This is a genomic window from Nocardia sp. NPDC047654 (genome assembly GCF_043205035.1).
Classification (GTDB): Bacteria; Actinomycetota; Actinomycetes; order Mycobacteriales; family Mycobacteriaceae; genus Nocardia.
Genome location: NZ_JBIDDF010000001.1, coordinates 325,692 through 343,544 on the forward strand (window position 1 = coordinate 325,692; position 17,853 = coordinate 343,544).

A 17,853-nucleotide genomic window follows, 5' to 3' on the forward strand; every position below is an offset into this window, starting at 1 on the left:
GGATATGACTATTTCGTCCGTGTTGACAGCCCCGGCTCGAGCGACGGACTCCGGGGAGGGGCGGTCGCGCTACTCGCTGGTGGTCTCCTCCGACCGCGACCACCGTGTCGCCGCACAGCGCCTGCGCTACAACGTGTTCGCGAACGAGCCGGGCTTCCGGATCCCGGACGCCGGAACCGGCCTGGACGCCGACCGATTCGACGAGCACTGCGACCACATGCTGGTGCGCGACGACGCCAGCGGCGAGTTCGTCGGCTGCTACCGGATGTTGCCGCCGGACAGAGTCGCCGCCGCGGGCGGGTATTACACGGCGACGGAATTCGATCTCGCCCAATTGGATCCGGAGGGGATGCGGATCGTCGAGATGGGCCGCGCCTGCGTGGTGCCCGACCACCGCAACGGCTCGGTGCTCACGCTCATGTGGGCGGGCATCCTGCACTACATCCAGCTCACCGGCTACGAGTGGGTGATGGGCTGCGTGTCGGTGCCGATGCAGGACACCCCGGCCGACCCGCCCGGGGTGAACGTGCGTGGCGTGCGCGACATGCTGCTCGGCAGGCACGCCTCCGACCCGGAGCGCCGGGTGCACCCGCACAACCCGGTGATCGTCGACGGCAAGTCCCTGGACGAACTGACGCCGCCGTCCCGGCCGAAGCTGCCCCCGCTGGTGCGCGGGTACCTGCGGCTGGGCGCGGAGGTGTGCGGCGAACCCGCTCACGATCCCGATTTCGCGGTCGCCGACTTCGTCGTGCTGCTCGGGTTGGACACCATCAACAAGCGTTACCTCGACCGACTACAAGACGCGGCCGCGTCGCTCGATGGGGGACGGTGAGGACCGTGGTTTTCGACGCGCCGCCCGCGATGTCCACCGCACACGCTTGGATGCCGTCGAGCCCCTGCGGGACCGGCTGCCTGGATTCGATCGATGGGGTCGGACCGGCGCGGGTGGCCGCCCGGTTGGCCGGGGTCGCCGGACTGCTGCTCAGCTTCCCGTTCGTGAACGCGGTGACACCACGGGGCAAGCGCGTGCCGTTGCAGCGCCGCTACGCTCGCCTGCTGCTCGGTTCGCTGGGCATGCGGCTGCGGATCGTCGACAACCGAGGGGTCGTGCACGAGCGCGGTGTCGTCGATGAGGGCGACGCCGCGCTCACAGCCGCGGGCTTCGGGACGGCGGGCCATGGCGTGCTGGTCGTCACCGGGCACATCGGCTGGACCGACATCGTCGCGCTGGCCTCGGTGCAGCCACTCGGCTTCGTGGCCCGCGCGGACATGGTGGACTGGCCGCTGATCGGCAAGCTCGCCACACTGATGCGGGTGATCCCGATCGAGCGCGAGAGCCTGCGGCAGCTGCCCGGCGTGGTGGCCGCGGTGGGAGCGCGACTGGCCGCGGGCGAGCGGATCGGCGTCTTCCCCGAGGGCACCACCTGGTGCGGCCGCGCTTACGGCACCATGCGTTCCGCGCTGTTCCAAGCGGCCGTGGACACCGGCGCCCCCGTGCAGCCGGTGCGATTGCGGTACCTGGACCGGCACGGCGTGCCGTGCACGGTGCCCGCGTTCGTCGGCATCGACACGTTCGCCTCTTCCGCGCGGCGGGTGCTGCGGTCGCGCGGGATGGTCGCCGAGGTGGTGCTGGAACCGGTGCTGGAGCCCGGCACGGACCGGCGCGAGCTGGCCCGCCGCTGCGAGGCCGCCGTCCGCGGTGCCGCGCTGTCGCGCCGTGGGGCGCGCGAAGCGACGGAGTGGATCGAGGCCGGACACACGCGGGTGCAGGATCCGTCGCTCGCGGCCGACGCCCCGGAGGTGCGCCGTCCGCGGCGCATGTTGCGCGGTCGCCGCGGTACCGCGGTCGGCCGGTAGGCGCCGCTGCGGCAGTGGGCGGTGGCCCTTGGCGCGTCTCCCGGACCTCTTCGACACGGTGTTCGCAGACCTGCCCGCAAGGCCGATCGAAGTGATCCCGGCGCCGTCACAGTTCGCCCGTGGCTGTTCTTCGGGCCGGACCGGTCATTCGTCACCGCGCTCATGGCCATGTCGATCTCAGTCTCCGCTGAACCACAGATATCCGCGCTGGCGGATGGCGGTTTCCGCAGCGTTGCGCAACACGGAGAACAGCTCCTTTTCGCTGTCGTCTCTCGGTGAGAGTGCCGCGATTTCGTCCAGAAAGACATTCAGCTGAGTAGTATTGAACATCGTGTCCGCGTGCCCGTGAATAGCCCACATCATCGATCCTGTCGGAGCATCCCAAATCATCTTTTCGAGAGTCTCCGACGGTCTTCCGGTAATCGTTTCGATCTTCTGGTGTACTTGATTTTGGATAACTATCGCGATTCCCAACTTTTGACCTCTCGATACTATGGGATTGGATACATGGTAATGACGCCGCCGAATCGATCGGTAACCACTTTGTACCGACTGGTTACATGACCGCCCAACTGCTCCGACACGCTACCGATTGCTTTTCCGGCGTCTACTTCCCGTTCGTAATTACCGTCCTTGTTCGGCCCTCGCGCAGGTGAGTCCTCGGCGGCGTCGGCTAGATCGTCGAGGTCTTCGCCCGTGGTACCGTCAGGCCAAGTACCCTTCGACTGATCATAATTGGCAGCATCTTTGATGTGCTTCCCGAGTATGTAATCCTCTGCCCCCTGAGTCATGCCCGGCGCAGGATTGTTCGGCGCTGCCGGCAGGTCCCAGAAGGGGTCGACGCCATCGACGAGTACTTTCATGAGGATGATGGCGCCGAGTTTTCCGCCTTCGGTCACGAGATCATCGAGGCCGGGGACTCTGTCGAAATGGGTGAGGACTACGGTAGCGCCGGCAGCGGCGGCCGTGAGTCCGACGACCTTGATGAGGTTGCTGGCCTGGTAGGCGGTGCGTATCGCGTTGATGCAGTTGAGGACGATGGTGCCGACGGCTCCCGCTCCGGCGAGGAGCGAGCCACCGAAGCTGATGGCCGCGAACACCAAAGCGCCGGCGACGGCGATTCCGGCGGACGCGACCGCGACGTTGATCTCCTGCTCGAAGCTGCTGCGGGCAGCGACAGTGCTGGTGTGGTACTCGCCGACGAGACCGGCGAGGATCGTCGAGCCGCCGGCGACTTGTTTCGCGCTGGAGCCGAGTGTGTCCAGCTTTTCGTAGAGCGGGGGGAGATTGGTTTTGTCCTGGATCTTGTCGAAGAGGGCCTTGATCGTTGCGATCTGCCGCTCGGCATCGATGACGGTGTTGTTTTCGGCGAACTTCTTCCACTCGTCGGCTGCCTTCTTCAGTTTGCCGACGTCTCCGTTGGGTAGTTTGCCGAATTCCTCGGCTATTTTGTCGACGAGTTTGTTGTAGAAGTCGGCGATGCCGTCGTCGTGCTTGTCGACGCCGTTGCCGTTGCTGCCGACCGAGGATGGGATCGTCACCTTGTACATCGACATCGCCTGAACGCTGGGCCGATCAGGCGCTGGATCGGTTTTGCCGCGGATGCCGTAGTTGTATCCAGCGGCGTAGAGGACGTACCCGAAATTCGTCAAAGCGTCGGCGAGGTTGGTGCAGGCCTGCATGGTGTCACGTGCGACCAGATCGTACTTCTCGCCCCATTGCTTGCAGCCGTCGGCATCACCCGCCATGCCGGCGCACTCGTTCTTCATGTCGTGCAGCGGCTTGTCGGCAGTGCGCAGCGCAGTGGCCAAGTCATGGCATTTTTTGGCGGCTTCGTAGTACACCTGCCAGTCGACGGCCAATGCCATTATTATCCCCCGTTGAGCATTTTACTGTTGAGATCGACGGCGTGGGTGAAATTCTCATGCGCCTTTTTGGCAGCATCGCTCATATTCCTGACGCCTTCGACGAAGGCGCGCGCACCGGTGACCCATTCGCGGTGCGCATCTGAGTACGCTTGCGCGGCAACACTTTCCCAACCGGTGCCGGTCAATGCGGCAACTCGGTCATCGATCTCGTCGAGATGCTCACCGATGAACCCCGCAAGGGCGGACAACTTGGTGACGATCTCATCGAGGTGGTCCAAATCCACCGAAAATTCCGAGCTCACGGCAGATCCAGGCTCGAGGTGGTCAGCGCTGCGGCGTTGCTCTCGTCACGCGCCTGATAGGTACCCGCGGTGACGCCGAGCTTCTCCGCGATCTCGGTCAACGCGGCCATGATCTGGCGGCCGCCGTCGCGGACATCATGCCAACCCTGGGCGAACTCCACGGCGTAGTCGCCGGTCCAAGAACCGTCGGTCAGCGAGCTGACGTCCTTCGCGGCCGAGTCCAACGCGGTGCGCAACGCCTCTGCCAACTCGTAGACGTACTGGCCGAACTCGCGCACCTCCGCCGGTACGACGGAGAGGTTCGTGGCCGAGACTGATGTCCCCCCATCACTCATGGAGCGGACGTTACCAGGAGGATCTCGGCCGGTGGCGATTCTCTGCGTGCCCGGCTCCGCGCAGGCCGGTGTAATCCGGCACCGCAAGGCATCCGCCTGGGTCGATGGGGTCCCACGCGCGCGTTTCAGGCATCGGAACAACTAGCGGGCGTATGTTCCGAGGGCTCTGTCCGTCGATGCCGTTGGTGAGCACTCGCGTCGAGTGGAGACGCGGGTGCATACGAGTACGGGGCGGGCCGATGTCGGCCCGCCCCGGAAAAGGGAAGAACTCAGAAGCCGCTTCCGGTCGGCGGCCGGAAGCCGTTGTGCCAGCCGGGCCTGCCGTGGTCCCAGTCGTCGTGGCGGTCGCGGCCGCGGAACCAGTCGTCGTGACGTCCCCGGTCCCAGTCGTTGTGCCGTCCGTTGTTCCAGCCGTCGTGACGGTGACCGCCGTGGCCGTGCCCGGGGCGGCCGTGGGCCGCGTCGACCTGGTCGGCGGGCTCGAGCACGATCGGGTCGGCGAGCGCGGGCACCGCGACGGCGGTGAGCGGCATCAGGGCGAGTACGGACGCGGCGGCGGCGCGTGCCAGTACACGTCGCGTACGTCCATGGGTGCGTGGGTCCATCGGAACTTCCTCACTGATCGATTCGTCCGGTAGTCGACCGCCCGGCGTTCCGGTCCTGGATCCGGCTTCGCGAACGGACCGACCGGCGATCAATACGTTGAACAACGTACCGCTATTCAGCGGTACATTCAATAGGTGAGAACCCTGAGTTCCGGCCGGTCGCATGGCTTTCGCGGCCCCGCGCGGGCGCGCGAGCAGGGGGGAATAACCGGCTCACCCTGACGGCTATCCTTAACTGGTCATGAAGTCGGCTTTTTCGGGTCCGGTCAACGGTGCTGCGCCCCACACGGTCTACCTCGATCACGCGGCCACCACACCGATGCTGCCCGCGGCCATCGAGGCGATGACGGCTGCCCTGCGCACCACGGGCAATGCCTCATCCCTGCACGGCTCGGGGCGCGCCGCCCGGCGGCTGCTCGAAGAGGCGCGCGAGTCGATCGCCGCCGACCTGGGCGCCCGGCCCTCGGAGGTCATCTTCACCTCCGGCGGCACCGAGAGCGACAACCTGGCGGTGAAGGGGATCTTCTGGGCGCGCCGCGACGCCGATCCGCGCCGCAACCGGATCATCGCCAGTTCGATCGAGCACCACGCGGTGATCGATGCGGTGGAGTGGCTGGAGCGGCACGAGGGCGCCGAGGTCACCTGGCTCCCGGTGGACGCGGAAGGGATGGTCACGCCCGGCGCGCTGCGCTCCGCGTTCGCCGCGCATCCCGACGACGTCGCGCTGGTCACCGTCATGTGGGCGAACAACGAGGTCGGCGCCATCCAGCCGATCACCGAGTTGGCCGCCGTGGCAGCGGAATTCGGCGTGCCGATGCACAGCGACGCGGTGCAGGCGGCGGCGCAGCTGCCCATCGACTTCGGCGCGAGCGGTCTTTCCGCCGCCAGCTTCGCCGGGCACAAGGTGGGCGGACCGCACGGCGCCGGGGTGCTGCTGCTCGGCAGGCAGGTGCCGTGCGTGCCGCTGCTGCACGGCGGCGGCCACGAGCGCGACCTGCGGTCGGGGACCTCGGACACCGCGGCCGCGATCGGGCTGGCCGCGGCGCTGCGCCAGACCGCGGTCGAACTGCCCGTCCGCACCGCCGAACTCGTCGCCTTGCGGGACGCGTTGATCGACGGGATCCGCGCCACAGCGCCCGACGCGGTGCTCAACGGCCCGGCGGACGAACGGCGTCTGCCCGGCAACGTGCACATCACATTTCCCGGCTGCGAAGGGGATTCGCTGCTGATGCTGCTGGACGCGGCGGGGATCGAATGCTCGACCGGTTCGGCGTGTACCGCGGGCGTCGCCACGCCCAGTCACGTGCTGATCGCCATGGGCGTCGAGCCGTGGCAGGCGCGCGGCTCGCTGCGCTTCTCGTTGGGGCACACCTCGACGCGCGCCGACGTGGACGCCGTGCTGAAAGTATTGCCGCAGGTGGTGGAGCGGGCCAAGGCCGCGGGCCTGGCCGGTGCGAAAGGAGGTGTCTGATGCGGGTACTCGCCGCGATGAGCGGTGGTGTGGATTCGGCCGTGGCGGCGGCGCGTGCCGTCGACGCCGGTCACGAGGTGGTCGGCGTGCATCTGGCGTTGTCGGCGACACCGGGCACGCTGCGAACCGGATCGCGCGGCTGTTGCTCGAAGGAGGACGCCGGTGACGCCCGGCGTGCCGCCGACGTGCTGGGCATTCCGTTCTACGTCTGGGATTTCGCCGACCGCTTCAAGGAAGACGTCATCGACGATTTCGTCGCGGCCTACGCGGCGGGTGAGACGCCCAATCCGTGCCTGCGCTGCAACGAGAAGATCAAGTTCTCCGCGCTGGCCGACCGCGCGGTGGCGCTCGGCTTCGACGCCGTGGTCACCGGGCACTACGCACGGCTCGAGGACGGCGTGCTGCGCCGCGCCGTCGACGCCGACAAGGACCAGTCCTATGTGCTGGCGGTGCTGACCGCGCAGCAGCTCTCGCGCGCGATGTTCCCGGTGGGCGACACCCCCAAGCCGGGGATTCGCGCCGAGGCGGCCGAGCGCGGCCTCGCCGTCGCGAACAAGCCGGACAGCCACGACATCTGCTTCATCCCCTCCGGCGACACCCGCGCGTTCCTCGGCGCGAAGATCGGCATCCGGCCCGGCGCGGTCGTCGACGCCGACGGTCAGGTGCTCGCGCGGCACGAAGGCGTGCACGGATTCACCATCGGCCAGCGCAAGGGATTGGGATTGCCCGGTCCGGCCGCCGACGGCAAACCGCGCTACGTCACCGGCATCGATCCCGATTCCGGCACGGTGCACGTCGGCTCGGCCGAGGACCTGCGGGTCCGGACGATCGAGGCGGAGCGCGCGATCTGGACCTCCGGTTCCGCGCCCGCGGGCCCGATCGAGTGCGTGGCGCAGGTACGCGCGCACGGCGGCACCGCGCCCGCGGTCGCCGAGTCGGTCGACGACGGACTGATCGTGCGGCTGCGTGAGCCGCTGACCGGCGTCGCGCGCGGCCAGGCGGTGGTGCTCTACCGTCCGGACCCGCAGGGCGACGAGGTGGTCGGCAGTGGGACCATCTCCGGTACCGTGCGGGAACCTGTCGCCAGCGAAACGGGGGCCGAGGCGGCGCGGTGATCCGGCCCGCCCGGCGCGGTCTCCGGCGTCGTCCTCTCCCTCGCAGCCCCTTGTGGTGAGGGGACCGAAAGACCCTGTAGCTGTTGCGGACGACGGAATCCCGGAACGGCGGAATCGAACGGACGGAGTACGGCGGCAGTGGACGAGACCGGCACGGATGACGTGACGCGAGACGGCGGGACGGACGTGGCGACCGAGCCGGTGCGCCTGCGAGGCGGGATCGCCACCGGTGTGGGCTCCTGGCCGGGCACCGACCCGCGTGAGGCCGCCGCGACGATCGTCGGTGAACTCGGCGAGCTACCGCATCTGGTGGAATTGCCCGCTCGCGGCGCGGGCGCGGACCTGATCGGCCGGGTCTCCGCGCTGCTGGTGGACCTGCGATTCGACACCACGCCCAGGGGCTACCGACTCGCGCCACGCCCGGGTGCGGTCTCGCGGCGGGCCCATGACCTGCTGCGGACCGATCTGGACGCGCTCGAGGAAGCGTGGGAGAACGCCGGTCTGTCCGGCCGCGGCCATCCGGTGAAGGTGCAGGCGGCGGGCCCGCTGACATTGGCCGCGCAGGTCGAGCTGCCCGGCGGTCATCGCGTGCTCACCGATTCCGGCGCGGTGCGTGACCTCGCGGAATCCTTGGCCGAGGGGCTGGCGCAGCACGTGGCGGAGGTGCGCAAGCGGCTCGGCGCGCAGGTCGTCTTGCAGTTGGACGAACCGTCGCTGTCCGCGGTGCTGGACGGCTCGCTGCGCGGGGCGAGCGTGCTGAACACCGTGCGCGCCCTACCCGAGCCGGAAGCGCTGGCCCTGCTCGACACGGTGATCGCCGCCCAATCCGCGCCGGTGCTGGTGCACAGCTGCGCCGAGCCACCCGCGCTGGGCCTGCTGCGCCGCAGCGCCGCCGACGCGCTCGGGTTCGACCTGGCCACGATCGGCACCGAGCAGCTCGACGAGGTCGGGGAGGCACTGGAAGCGGGCAAGCAACTGATGCTCGGCGTCGTCCCGACCGGGGTACCGGCCACCGAGGTCACCTGGCGGACCTTCGCCGAGCCGGGCGTGCGGCTGATCGATCGGCTCGGCTTCGGCCGCCGCACGCTGGCGCAACGGGTGGCGGTCGGTCCGGCATGCGGTCTGGCGGGCGTCCCGCTGGAGTGGAGCCGGCGGGCGCTGCGCCTGGCCACGGATGTCGCGCGCGCGTATGCCGAGGAGCCGGAAGAACTTTCGTTTTCCTGATGTCCGGGGCGTGCGTCGCCTCGAAATGGGTGCGCGGTGGTTCCCGACGAGCACAGCGGCCCGATGACTCCCATGGGCCCGGGGCTCGGCGCGGACGTCCGCTCGTCGCGATCGGTGCCCCCGCCCGGTGGCGCTGCCGCACCATTCCGAACGGCATGTCGTGGTCTAGCGGAGAGCGCCATCGGTTCCGCCGCTTCGTTGCCGGGCCGGGGAAACGGACCGGCCGGAATCCGTGCCGTCGGGTGCGGCGACGTGCGCTAACACGGCGATGTGCTGTCGGTGCCCTCCGCTAATGTGCGTTGGGTGAGTGACAGCGACAGCGCGGCGGCCCCGGCGTCGGCAGAGCAGCGGGTGGAGTGGCAGCGACTCGCGGACGAGGTGCGTGAGCATCAGTTCCGCTACTACGTCCGGGACGCGCCGATCATCTCCGACGGCGAGTTCGACGCGATGTTGCGGCGGTTGCAGGCCATGGAGGACGAACATCCGGACCTGCGCACACCGGATTCGCCGACCCAGCTCGTCGGCGGCGGCTTCGCGACCGATTTCACCGCCGTCGACCACCTCGAGCGGATGCTGTCGCTGGACAACGTGTTCGACGTCGACGAGCTGCGCGGCTGGGCCGCGCGGGTGGAGGCGGAGACGGGGCCGGACTTGCACTACCTGTGCGAGGTGAAGATCGACGGCGTCGCGCTGAACCTGGTCTATCAGAACGGGCGGCTGGTCCGCGGCGCCACCCGAGGCGACGGACGCACCGGCGAAGACGTGACGCTCAACGCGCGCACCATCGATGACATCCCCGGCGAGCTGAACCCCAGCGAGGAATTCCCGATCCCGCGGTTGCTGGAGGTCCGCGGCGAGGTGTACTTCCGGCTGGAGGATTTCGAGACGCTCAACGCCGCCATCGTGGCCGAGGGCAAACCGCCCTACGCCAACCCGCGCAACACCGCGGCCGGGTCACTGCGGCAGAAGGATCCGTCGGTCACCGCGCGGCGCAGGCTGCGGATGATCTGCCACGGCTTCGGCCGGATCGAGGGCTACACGCCGACCTCGCAGTACGAGGCGTACCGCGCGCTCGCCGCGTGGGGTCTGCCGGTGTCCGAGCACACCAGGCGGGTGCAGGGCATCGACGCGGTGATCGAACGGGTCGCCTACTGGGGCGAGCACCGGCACGACATCGAGCACGAGATCGACGGCCAGGTGATCAAGGTCGACGAGACCGCGCTGCAACGCCGCCTCGGCTCCACCTCACGGGCGCCGCGCTGGGCGATCGCCTACAAGTACCCGCCCGAGGAGGCGACGACCAAGCTGCTGAACATCCAGGTGAACGTGGGCCGCACGGGCCGGGTGACGCCGTTCGCGGTGATGGAGCCGGTGTCCATCGCGGGATCCACGGTCGCGATGGCCACCCTGCACAACGCCGCCGAGGTCAAGCGCAAGGGCGTGCTGATCGGCGACACGGTCACCATCCGCAAGGCGGGCGACGTGATCCCCGAGGTGCTGGGGCCGGTGGTGGACGCGCGTCCCGAAGACGCGCGTGAATTCGTCATGCCGACGCACTGCCCCGAGTGCGGCACCGAACTGCGCCCGGAGAAGGAGGGCGACGCCGACATCCGCTGCCCGAACCAGCAGTTCTGCCCGGCGCAGTTGCGCGAGCGCGTCTATCACGTGGCCGGCCGCGGCGCCTTCGACATCGAGGCCCTCGGCTACGAAGGCGCGATCGATCTGCTGAAGTCCGGCGCCATCACCGACGAGGGCGACCTCTTCGATCTGGACGAGGCGGCGCTGCTGACCACCTCGCTCTACGCCAACAAGAACGGCAGCCTCTCCGCGAACGGCAAGCGGCTGCTGGAGAACCTGGCCGTGGCCAAGGACCGGCCGCTGTGGCGGGTGCTGGTCGGCCTGTCCATCCGGCACGTCGGGCCCACCGCGGCGCGGGCGCTGGCCGCCGAATTCGGCAGCCTGGACCGTATCGAGCAGGCGTCGGGAGAAGACCTGGCCGCGGCCGACGGCGTGGGCCCGACCATCGCGGCCGCGGTGGCGGAGTGGTTCACGGTGGACTGGCACCGCGCCGTGGTGGCGAAATGGCGGGCGGCGGGTGTGCGGATGGAGGATGAACGCGACGAATCCATCGAGCGCAACCTCGAGGGCCTGTCCATCGTGGTGACCGGCTCGTTGCAGGGCTTCACCCGCGACGGCGCCAAGGAGGCGATCCTGATGCGCGGCGGCAAGGCCGCTAGCTCGGTATCGAAGAAGACCGCGTTCGTGGTGATCGGTGACGCGCCCGGATCCAAGGCCGCCAAAGCGGAGGAACTCGGTGTGCCGATCCTCGACGAGGAGGGGTTCCGGCGGCTGCTGGAGGGCGGCCCCGTAGCGGTCGCGCCCGAGACGGCCGCGGAGGATGCCGAAGCCGAGGAGTGATCGGCGCTTGACCTGAAGGACCGTTGAGGTATGAGGATCGACTGGTAGGCGACTACCAGGAGGTCCATCATGTCTCGTCCTACCGCACTGGTCACCGGCGCGTCGGCCGGATTCGGCGCGGCCCTCGCGCGGGCGCTGATCGAACAGGGGTGGCGGGTGCTGGGGACCGCGCGTCGTGCCGACCGGTTGACGCGGGTGGCCGCCGAACTCGGACCGGAGTTCCGCGCGATCCCGGGTGACGTCACCGATCCCGCGGATCGTGCGCGGCTGGCGGATGCCGCGCGCGCTGCGGGTGAACTGGGCTTGGTCGTGAACAACGCCAGCCGCCTCGGTCCGAGTCCGCTGCCTCGCCTCGCGGACTATCCGCTCGAGGAATTCGAGCGCGTACTTCGCACGAATGTGCTTTCGCCACTGGCGATTCTGCAATTCACGTTGCCGCTGCTGCGCCCGGGCGGCGCCGTGGTGAACATCAGTTCCGACGCCGCGTCGGAGCCGTATCCCGAATGGGGTGGATACGGGTCGTCGAAGGCGGCGCTCGACCAGCTCACCGCCATCCTCGGCGCGGAGCATCCGGACCTGTCGATCTACGCGTTCGACCCGGGTGACATGCGCACCGAGATGCATCAGGCGGCGTTTCCCGGCGCCGACATCTCCGACCGGCCGGAGCCCGCGACGGTGGTACCCGCGCTGCTGCGGCTGCTCGCGGAGAAACCCAGGAGCGGGCGGTATGCCGCAGCGGATTTCGTGGCCGGAACGGCGTCATGACGGTGCGCACCACCCTGCCGTCCTTCGACCTGTCCCCGGAACGCAACGCCGCCGTCCCGCCCGAGGCGCGGGGTATCGCGCGCGACGACGTCCGCCTGCTCGTCGCCGATGGGGAACTGACCCACGGCATGTTCCGTGAACTACCGGACCGGCTGCGTCCCGGCGATCTCGTGGTGGTCAACAACTCGGCGACCATGTCGTCGGCCCTCGACGCCGCGCTGGAGGACGAGCCGGTGGTGCTGCACTTCTCCACCTGGCTGGACGACGGCCGCTGGGTGATCGAGGTGCGGACGACGCGGCGCACTCCCTATCCGGTGCAGCGGCTCTCGTCCGGGACCGTGCTGCGACTACCGGGCGGCACGGCGACGCTGCGCACGCCCTGGCTGCCCGGCGGACGACGTCTCTGGAGCGCGGACGTCACCACCGACGTACCTCGGCTACTGGCCGCGCACGGCAGACCGATCACGTATTCGTATGTGCCGCAAAGATGGTCGGCCTCCTACTACACGACGGTCTTCGGCCGGGTGCCGGGCAGCGCGGAAATGCCCAGTGCGGCACGCCCTTTCACAGAGCGTCTGGTACTGGATCTGATCGCCGCGGGTGTCGCTCTCGCGCCGATCACCCTGCACACCGGGGTCTCGTCACCGGAGGCGGGGGAACCGCCGAGCCCCGAGCGGTTCGTCGTGCCGCCCGCTACGGCGCGGCTGGTGAACGCCACGAAAGCCGCGGGTGGACGCGTGGTCGCGGTCGGTACCACGGTGACGCGGGCGCTGGAAACCGCCGCCGACCCCTCGGGCCTGGTGCACGCCTCGCGCGGATGGACGGACGTGGTGCTCGGAGTGGATCGCCCGGCCCGGGTGGTGGACGGCCTGATCACAGGCTGGCACGCGCCCGGCGCGTCACACCTGGATCTCCTGGTCGCCGTGGCGGGGGAGGAAACCGTCGCCGCGGCCTACACCGCAGCCGTGGACACCGGCTATCTGTGGCACGAGTTCGGCGACAGCGCGCTGCTGTTCGGCCCGGGTGGTCGACTCAGCCGACCGTGACCGTGGCGCCCAGCTGGCCCGCGATGTCGAATCGTCCGCAGCGGCCGCCGCTCAGGTCGAGCTTCTGGGTGATCAGCTTGCCGCGGCGATTCTTGAACGTCGCTTCGGCGGACACGTCGGCGCTCGCGGTCGAGCACACTTTCGACACCACGCCGGGCGGGTCGTAACTGACCGTCCCGCCGCCCTGGCAGGTGTTCGTGCTGTTGGCCAGGAATACGCGCGCGGAGCCCTCCGGACACGGCGCATCCGCCACCGCTTCCGGCGCCACGACCAGCGTGCCGAGCGCGAGCGCGGCGATCACCGAGCTGCCAACCACAAGACGACGAACCGTCGGTTCCATCGATACCCTCATCCCATCGAACATTCCGGCAGTACGCCGCGAAACCACCGCAGCGTGCAGGCATGCTAACCCGCTATCACCGGGCTTGTCCCGGCGACCGATGTGCGGCTGCCACGCGTCCGTGGGCGTTCACGGCGCTCATCGTGCCGAGTTGTGCCGGGACGCACGGACTCCGGACAACGGCTGGTCGAGGAGCGGGTCGAAGGCCCGCTTCCCGGTCGAGGCGACCATCACGAGAACCGCTCGGACGTCCCCGCCGACGTGCACAACGTGCGCTCCGCGGTGGCGGTGAGGCGTTCCACGGCGTCCTCCACGCCGAGTCCACGTCCGGTGATCAGCAGGTCGAGACTCTCGAAACTGGTCAGTGCCCAGAGGACGTCGATGGCCCACTCGACGGAAACGTCGTCGCGGAGGACTCCCGCAGCGGCCAGGCGCTGGGCTAGATGGGCGACTCCGCCTCGTCGATCGTCCTCGATGCGGCGCACGGCTTCCGCGGCCGAGGTGGGGTCCAGGCGGTCCATCGCGTGCAGGACCCGATAGATGTCGAGATCGCGCGCCTTCATGCGACTGGCGGCGGCGATGGCTTCGCGAAGATGGGTGCGAGGATCGTCGGCTCCGACCGCGGCGGTCAGCTCCCCGATGCCCGTCCGCTCGGACAGATCGGCGACGAAAGCGTCGAAAAGTCCTGCGCGAGAGCCGAAATCAACGTAGATCGTGGAGCGGGACACGCCGGCGATCCTGGCCACCCTGTCGAGGCTCAGCTGCTCTGTGGGGGCCTCACGTAACCGCTGCGCGACGGCGTCGAGGATTCTCCGCCGGGTCTGTTCGGCGCCCTCGGCGCGCGCGACCTGATCGTACTTGCGCTTGGTCATGAGCTTCATCTTGCCATTTTCAGTTGACAGGCTGTCCGCCTAAAGCTCATTCTTTGACAAGACAGACTGTTCAATGAAATGGAGCCGGAGTGATGCGTTCGTCTGTACCGAGAGCCGACTACGTCTGCTCGCGCTCTGGCCGACGGGGCTCGTCCTCGTCTTGGCGCAGGAGATGTCCACCTGGGCCTCGCCGCTGTTCATCGCCTCGGACGTGATCTATGTGCTGTGCGCGGTGGTGCTCGTGCAGCGTCTCGCACCGGCCACGGAGCGAGCTGCGACGACGTTCGTGCTGGTGGGGATCGGATTGTTCGCTCTCTGCGGATTCACCGGCGGACCCACGGCCCGCCACCCCGCATCCATGATGGTGAACACCGCCGCGCTGCTCGTCATGTCCGTGGCGCTGCTGACCGGCGCTGTCGGACTGCTGCTACAGCATCGGCGGTCGGATTCGATAGCCACGGCGGTGCGGGCGATCGTGCTCTTGGCAATCGGTACCTGTGGGTTCTGCATGAACCTGCTGGCTCGATTCGCGATCGTGCTCACGGGTGCCGATCGGCAGCAACTTGCGGTCGAGGAAACCCATTGGATGGCCTGGCGATACCTGCGCGGGCTGGACGGTCCCGCGGACTTCGTCGGTTACACGCTGGTCTGGCTGGATCTGGTGCAGCTGGCGTACATCTGCCCGCATACATGGCGGCAGCGGCCCTGTCCCGGCTGGTCACAGCGGAAGCGGCCGTGCCTCGGCGCGCGGGGGTGGTCCTCACTCGGACCGGCTACGGGCTGGCGGCCGCTTTGTCGGCCGGTGCCGTACTCGCCGTCGTCATGCCCCGGTCGGTCGATGAGCTTCCCGCGATCATCGCGTTCGTCACCAGCATCCCATTCATGGCGACGCTGGTTCCCTTCGCCCTCGGCGTGGCGGTGCTGGCCGCCGCCGGGGACCGTGCTCGACAGACTCAGGAGTCGAAATGAACATCGTGACAGCGCTTGTCGGAGGTGTGCTGGCGTTGGCCGTGGCCGGTTCCGCGGCGGCTACCCTCGCGCGTCAGCCGAAGCTCGTCGGCATCGTGGCCGGGGTCGGTTTCCCGGTGCGCCACATGTGGATGCTGGGAGTGGTCAAGCTCGCAGCGGCCCTCGGATTGGTCTGCGGGCTCTTGTGGTCGCCTATCGCGATAGCCGCTGCCTGCGGTCTCGTCGTCTACTTCTGTGCCGCGATCGGAATGCATCTGCGCATGCGGCAGCGTGACATCGCTGCGCCGGCGGTATTCCTTGCTCTGTCGGTGGTGACTTTGCTGCTCGCGGCGGTCGGAATTCGCCTCACACACTAAGGACACCGATCATGCTCAACGACAATTTCCCTCGCTCGAACGCCTACCACCCCGATTGGGTGCGGTCCGGTGTCAGTGGGGGAGCCAATCCTTTGTGGCTCACCGAATGGTTGACAGAAGTGCTCGAGCTCCGGCCCGGTATGCGGGTCTTGGATCTCGGCTGCGGGCGAGGGGCGTCATCGGTGTTTCTGCACCGGGAGTTCGGCGTGCAGGTGTGGGCGGCAGACCTGTGGTTCGGCCCAGACGAACGCGCGGCCCGCTTCCGCGACGCGGGCGTAGCGGACCATGTGTTCCCGATCCGCGCCGACGCGCGCGCCTTGCCGTTCGCCGGGGAGTTCTTCGACGCTGTCGTGAGCATCGACTCGTTCGTCTACTACGGCACCGACGACCTCTATGCCAACTACCTGGCCGCCTATGTTCGGCCCGGCGGGACGATCGCGATCGCGGGCGCGGGTCTGACCCAGGAAATCGACGAACCGTTTCCTGATCATCTCCGGCCCTGGTGGGAGCCGAGCATGGCGTGCCTGCACTCGGCGTCCTGGTGGCGGCGGCACTGGCGAAGCAGCGGCGTCCTCGAAGTCGACACCGCGGACACCATGCCCGACGGCTGGCGACGATGGCTGGACTGGCAGCTCGCGGTCGCGCCGGAGAACACCGTCGAGATCCGCACGCTCGAACAGGACAGAGGCAGGTACCTCGGCTACGTGCGCGTCGTCGCCCACCGTGCCGACTGCGTCCTCGACCCGCCGATCACCACTGTGGCCACCACCTATCAGCCGCGTCCACTGCTGCGTGAGAGCCGACCGGAACACCGGTGATGATCGCTGCCGCAGGCACCCCCTTGCGGCGGAGGAACGCTCGCCATGCAGTACAGCAACGGCTCGAACGAGGTGTCGACACCGAACAAGCCGAGGTCGTCACCGAAAAGTGAGCCGGCGCGGACAGCGGTGCGTGCGCCCGGCCCTGGGGACTGCTCGCGCGAGGCGGCGTGCGGCGCGGATCGCGGGTGTCAGCGGGGTGATGTCGCTGCACACGCGAGCGGACGGAAGTATGGCGGCATGCTGCGCAGTTTTCAGGTGACCAATCACAGATCGCTGGCCGATGAGCAGGAGCTGCGGCTCACCAAGGGAAGCGGGCCGGTGGCCGTGCCGGTAACCGCTGTGCACGGCGGCGCCGCTGCGGGAAAGACGAACCTGATCGACGCGCTCGGGCAGATGCGTGACGCGGTGCTGCACTCGGTGACGGGGTGGGATCCGTACGCGGGTCCGGTGCGTGCCCCGCATCTCGGATTCCCGGAGCGGCCCACGGAATTCGTGGCGGCGTTCGTCGCCGAAGGCGTGCCGTATACCTATGGTTTCCGGCTGGACAACGCCGATGTGACGGCCGAATGGCTGCACACCCACCCGCGCTCGCGCAAGCGAATCGTGTTCGAGCGCGGCGGCGAACAGATCAAGATCGGCCCGATGTTCGAAGCGGCGCGGTACGGGATCACCGCGCTGGCTCCGCTGGTCCGTCCGAACGCCCTGCTGCTCAGCCTCGCGGGCCAGATGTACTCCGACGCGCTGGTGCCCGCCTACCGATGGTTCGAGTCCATGCTCGAGGTGCAGCGCGGTCCCGCCGAACCCGACGCCATCGCCCACCGGCTGGGCAGCCACATCTCCCGCTCCCCGGACAACGCGGTGCGGCTGCTGATGCTGCTCCGTACGGCCGAGCTGGGCATCACCGATCTGCTCGTCGCCGAGCCCGACCCCCGGTACGCCGATTACCTGCGCGAACTGGACGCCGACATCATCGGCCTCGGCAAACAGATCGACCTGTGCGCCACCTCGCCCGGCTATGCCGACCAATTGCTGCGCGACAACGGCCTGACCGCCGTGCTGCTCGAGCGCGAGCTGACCAACCTGAAGGCCGCGCGCGACGCCCTGTACGCGCGGATGGTGGCACGGCGCGGGGTCGGCCTGAACCTCGTGCACGACGGCATCGACACCCCGTTCGGGATCGCCGACGAATCCTCCGCCACGCTGTCGTTGCTGCGGGTGCTGCCCGCCATGCTCGACGCGCTGGATGCGGGCCGCGTGCTCGCCGTCGACGACATCGGCGCGTGCCTGTCGGCCGAGGAGACCGATCGGTTGATCCAGCTGTTCCAGAACCCGGAGACGAATGCCCGTGGCGCTCAACTGATCTTCACCACCGACAACCGGATGCTGATCGATCGGGGCAACGGGCGCTCGCAACGCACCCGCATGTCGGTCTGGCAGGTCCGGCGCACCGGCCGGGGCACCAGCGAGCTCGCCCCGGTGTGACGCGCAC

General features: G+C 68.7%; 19 protein-coding genes. 12 read left to right on the forward strand and 7 right to left on the reverse strand.

Features of this window, described 5'->3' with window-relative positions:
- The first annotated feature begins 4 nt into the window (after positions 1 to 4).
- Positions 5 to 832: a GNAT family N-acetyltransferase gene (locus ACGF7Y_RS01485; protein ID WP_393228183.1), complete on the forward strand. Its 828-nt coding sequence runs from the start codon at positions 5 to 7 to the stop codon at positions 830 to 832.
- A 5-nt stretch (positions 833 to 837) separates the two neighbouring features.
- Complete coding sequence (locus tag ACGF7Y_RS01490) at positions 838 to 1,857, forward strand: lysophospholipid acyltransferase family protein (protein ID WP_393228184.1); 1,020 nt, start codon at positions 838 to 840, stop codon at positions 1,855 to 1,857.
- 177 nt (positions 1,858 to 2,034) lie between these two features.
- On the opposite strand, the gene ACGF7Y_RS01495 is transcribed toward ACGF7Y_RS01490, so the two are convergent.
- The 5 genes from ACGF7Y_RS01495 to ACGF7Y_RS01515 all read right to left on the reverse strand — a co-directional run bounded on the left by ACGF7Y_RS01495 (position 2,035) and on the right by ACGF7Y_RS01515 (position 4,967).
- Positions 2,035 to 2,331, reverse strand: a complete 297-nt coding sequence (locus ACGF7Y_RS01495) for a hypothetical protein (protein WP_393228186.1) — start codon at positions 2,329 to 2,331, stop codon at positions 2,035 to 2,037.
- 17 nt (positions 2,332 to 2,348) lie between these two features.
- On the reverse strand, positions 2,349 to 3,725 hold the full coding sequence (locus ACGF7Y_RS01500; RefSeq protein WP_393228188.1) for a hypothetical protein: 1,377 nt from the start codon (positions 3,723 to 3,725) through the stop codon (positions 2,349 to 2,351).
- 2 nt (positions 3,726 to 3,727) lie between these two features.
- Complete coding sequence (locus ACGF7Y_RS01505; protein WP_393228190.1) at positions 3,728 to 4,027, reverse strand: WXG100 family type VII secretion target; 300 nt, start codon at positions 4,025 to 4,027, stop codon at positions 3,728 to 3,730.
- Positions 4,024 to 4,362, reverse strand: a complete 339-nt coding sequence (locus tag ACGF7Y_RS01510) for an ESX-1 secretion-associated protein (protein WP_393228191.1) — start codon at positions 4,360 to 4,362, stop codon at positions 4,024 to 4,026. Before ACGF7Y_RS01510 ends, ACGF7Y_RS01505 begins: the two co-directional genes overlap by 4 nt.
- Before the next feature lie 269 nt (positions 4,363 to 4,631).
- Complete coding sequence (locus ACGF7Y_RS01515) at positions 4,632 to 4,967, reverse strand: hypothetical protein (protein WP_357033520.1); 336 nt, start codon at positions 4,965 to 4,967, stop codon at positions 4,632 to 4,634.
- A 241-nt stretch (positions 4,968 to 5,208) separates the two neighbouring features.
- On the opposite strand from ACGF7Y_RS01515, the gene ACGF7Y_RS01520 reads away from it, so the two are divergent.
- The 6 genes from ACGF7Y_RS01520 (at position 5,209) to ACGF7Y_RS01545 (ending at position 13,006) form a co-directional block, all read left to right on the forward strand.
- The gene (locus ACGF7Y_RS01520) at positions 5,209 to 6,438 is read left to right on the forward strand and encodes a cysteine desulfurase family protein (protein WP_393228193.1); all 1,230 of its coding nucleotides are present in this window, start codon (positions 5,209 to 5,211) and stop codon (positions 6,436 to 6,438) included.
- A complete protein-coding gene (gene mnmA, locus ACGF7Y_RS01525; protein WP_393228195.1) occupies positions 6,438 to 7,553 on the forward strand; it encodes a tRNA 2-thiouridine(34) synthase MnmA in 1,116 nt (371 codons plus the stop codon). Before ACGF7Y_RS01520 ends, mnmA begins: the two co-directional genes overlap by 1 nt.
- Positions 7,554 to 7,739: 186 nt before the next feature.
- Positions 7,740 to 8,777: a methionine synthase gene (locus ACGF7Y_RS01530; protein WP_393230852.1), complete on the forward strand. Its 1,038-nt coding sequence runs from the start codon at positions 7,740 to 7,742 to the stop codon at positions 8,775 to 8,777.
- Positions 8,778 to 9,080: 303 nt separating this feature from the next.
- Positions 9,081 to 11,195, forward strand: coding sequence for an NAD-dependent DNA ligase LigA (ligA, locus tag ACGF7Y_RS01535; RefSeq protein ID WP_393228197.1), 2,115 nt, complete (start codon positions 9,081 to 9,083; stop codon positions 11,193 to 11,195).
- Between the two features lie 69 nt (positions 11,196 to 11,264).
- Positions 11,265 to 11,960, forward strand: coding sequence for an SDR family NAD(P)-dependent oxidoreductase (locus ACGF7Y_RS01540; protein ID WP_393228199.1), 696 nt, complete (start codon positions 11,265 to 11,267; stop codon positions 11,958 to 11,960).
- Positions 11,957 to 13,006 (forward strand): S-adenosylmethionine:tRNA ribosyltransferase-isomerase, encoded by a 1,050-nt coding sequence (locus ACGF7Y_RS01545; RefSeq protein ID WP_393228201.1) that lies wholly within the window; start codon positions 11,957 to 11,959, stop codon positions 13,004 to 13,006. The genes ACGF7Y_RS01540 and ACGF7Y_RS01545 overlap by 4 nt, the downstream gene beginning before the upstream one ends.
- Here ACGF7Y_RS01545 and ACGF7Y_RS01550 read toward each other — a convergent pair.
- Positions 12,993 to 13,307, reverse strand: a complete 315-nt coding sequence (locus ACGF7Y_RS01550; RefSeq protein ID WP_391465867.1) for a hypothetical protein — start codon at positions 13,305 to 13,307, stop codon at positions 12,993 to 12,995. The two genes, ACGF7Y_RS01545 and ACGF7Y_RS01550, sit on opposite strands and share 14 nt — an antisense overlap.
- 269 nt (positions 13,308 to 13,576) lie before the next feature.
- Positions 13,577 to 14,227, reverse strand: a complete 651-nt coding sequence (locus ACGF7Y_RS01555; protein ID WP_393228204.1) for a TetR/AcrR family transcriptional regulator — start codon at positions 14,225 to 14,227, stop codon at positions 13,577 to 13,579.
- A gap of 681 nt (positions 14,228 to 14,908) precedes the next feature.
- On the opposite strand from ACGF7Y_RS01555, the gene ACGF7Y_RS01560 reads away from it, so the two are divergent.
- The 4 genes from ACGF7Y_RS01560 to ACGF7Y_RS01575 all read left to right on the forward strand — a co-directional run bounded on the left by ACGF7Y_RS01560 (position 14,909) and on the right by ACGF7Y_RS01575 (position 17,846).
- Positions 14,909 to 15,187, forward strand: a complete 279-nt coding sequence (locus ACGF7Y_RS01560) for a hypothetical protein (protein ID WP_393228206.1) — start codon at positions 14,909 to 14,911, stop codon at positions 15,185 to 15,187.
- A complete protein-coding gene (locus ACGF7Y_RS01565) occupies positions 15,184 to 15,543 on the forward strand; it encodes a DoxX family protein (protein ID WP_393228208.1) in 360 nt (119 codons plus the stop codon). The genes ACGF7Y_RS01560 and ACGF7Y_RS01565 overlap by 4 nt, the downstream gene beginning before the upstream one ends.
- 11 nt (positions 15,544 to 15,554) lie before the next feature.
- Positions 15,555 to 16,361 carry an SAM-dependent methyltransferase gene (locus tag ACGF7Y_RS01570; RefSeq protein ID WP_393228210.1) on the forward strand — a complete coding sequence of 269 codons (807 nt, stop codon included), beginning with the start codon at positions 15,555 to 15,557 and terminating at the stop codon, positions 16,359 to 16,361.
- 240 nt (positions 16,362 to 16,601) lie between these two features.
- Entirely contained in the window at positions 16,602 to 17,846 is a 1,245-nt protein-coding gene (locus ACGF7Y_RS01575; protein WP_393228212.1) for an ATP/GTP-binding protein, read from the forward strand.
- Positions 17,847 to 17,853: the final 7 nt, after the last annotated feature.

Excerpts from the sequence above, each read along its gene's own strand:
- ACGF7Y_RS01485 (WP_393228183.1), top strand. The coding sequence starts at position 5 with ATGACTATTTCGTCCGTGTTGACAGCCCCGGCTCGAGCGACGGACTCC.
- ACGF7Y_RS01500 (WP_393228188.1), bottom strand. The coding sequence starts at position 3,725 with ATGGCATTGGCCGTCGACTGGCAGGTGTACTACGAAGCCGCCAAAAAA.
- ACGF7Y_RS01510 (WP_393228191.1), bottom strand. The coding sequence starts at position 4,362 with ATGAGTGATGGGGGGACATCAGTCTCGGCCACGAACCTCTCCGTCGTA.
- ACGF7Y_RS01515 (WP_357033520.1), bottom strand. The coding sequence starts at position 4,967 with ATGGACCCACGCACCCATGGACGTACGCGACGTGTACTGGCACGCGCC.
- ACGF7Y_RS01520 (WP_393228193.1), top strand. The coding sequence starts at position 5,209 with ATGAAGTCGGCTTTTTCGGGTCCGGTCAACGGTGCTGCGCCCCACACG.
- mnmA (WP_393228195.1), top strand. The coding sequence starts at position 6,438 with ATGCGGGTACTCGCCGCGATGAGCGGTGGTGTGGATTCGGCCGTGGCG.
- ACGF7Y_RS01540 (WP_393228199.1), top strand. The coding sequence starts at position 11,265 with ATGTCTCGTCCTACCGCACTGGTCACCGGCGCGTCGGCCGGATTCGGC.
- ACGF7Y_RS01545 (WP_393228201.1), top strand. The coding sequence starts at position 11,957 with ATGACGGTGCGCACCACCCTGCCGTCCTTCGACCTGTCCCCGGAACGC.
- ACGF7Y_RS01555 (WP_393228204.1), bottom strand. The coding sequence starts at position 14,227 with ATGAAGCTCATGACCAAGCGCAAGTACGATCAGGTCGCGCGCGCCGAG.
- ACGF7Y_RS01560 (WP_393228206.1), top strand. The coding sequence starts at position 14,909 with ATGGCGGCAGCGGCCCTGTCCCGGCTGGTCACAGCGGAAGCGGCCGTG.
- ACGF7Y_RS01565 (WP_393228208.1), top strand. The coding sequence starts at position 15,184 with ATGAACATCGTGACAGCGCTTGTCGGAGGTGTGCTGGCGTTGGCCGTG.
- ACGF7Y_RS01570 (WP_393228210.1), top strand. The coding sequence starts at position 15,555 with ATGCTCAACGACAATTTCCCTCGCTCGAACGCCTACCACCCCGATTGG.
- ACGF7Y_RS01575 (WP_393228212.1), top strand. The coding sequence starts at position 16,602 with ATGCTGCGCAGTTTTCAGGTGACCAATCACAGATCGCTGGCCGATGAG.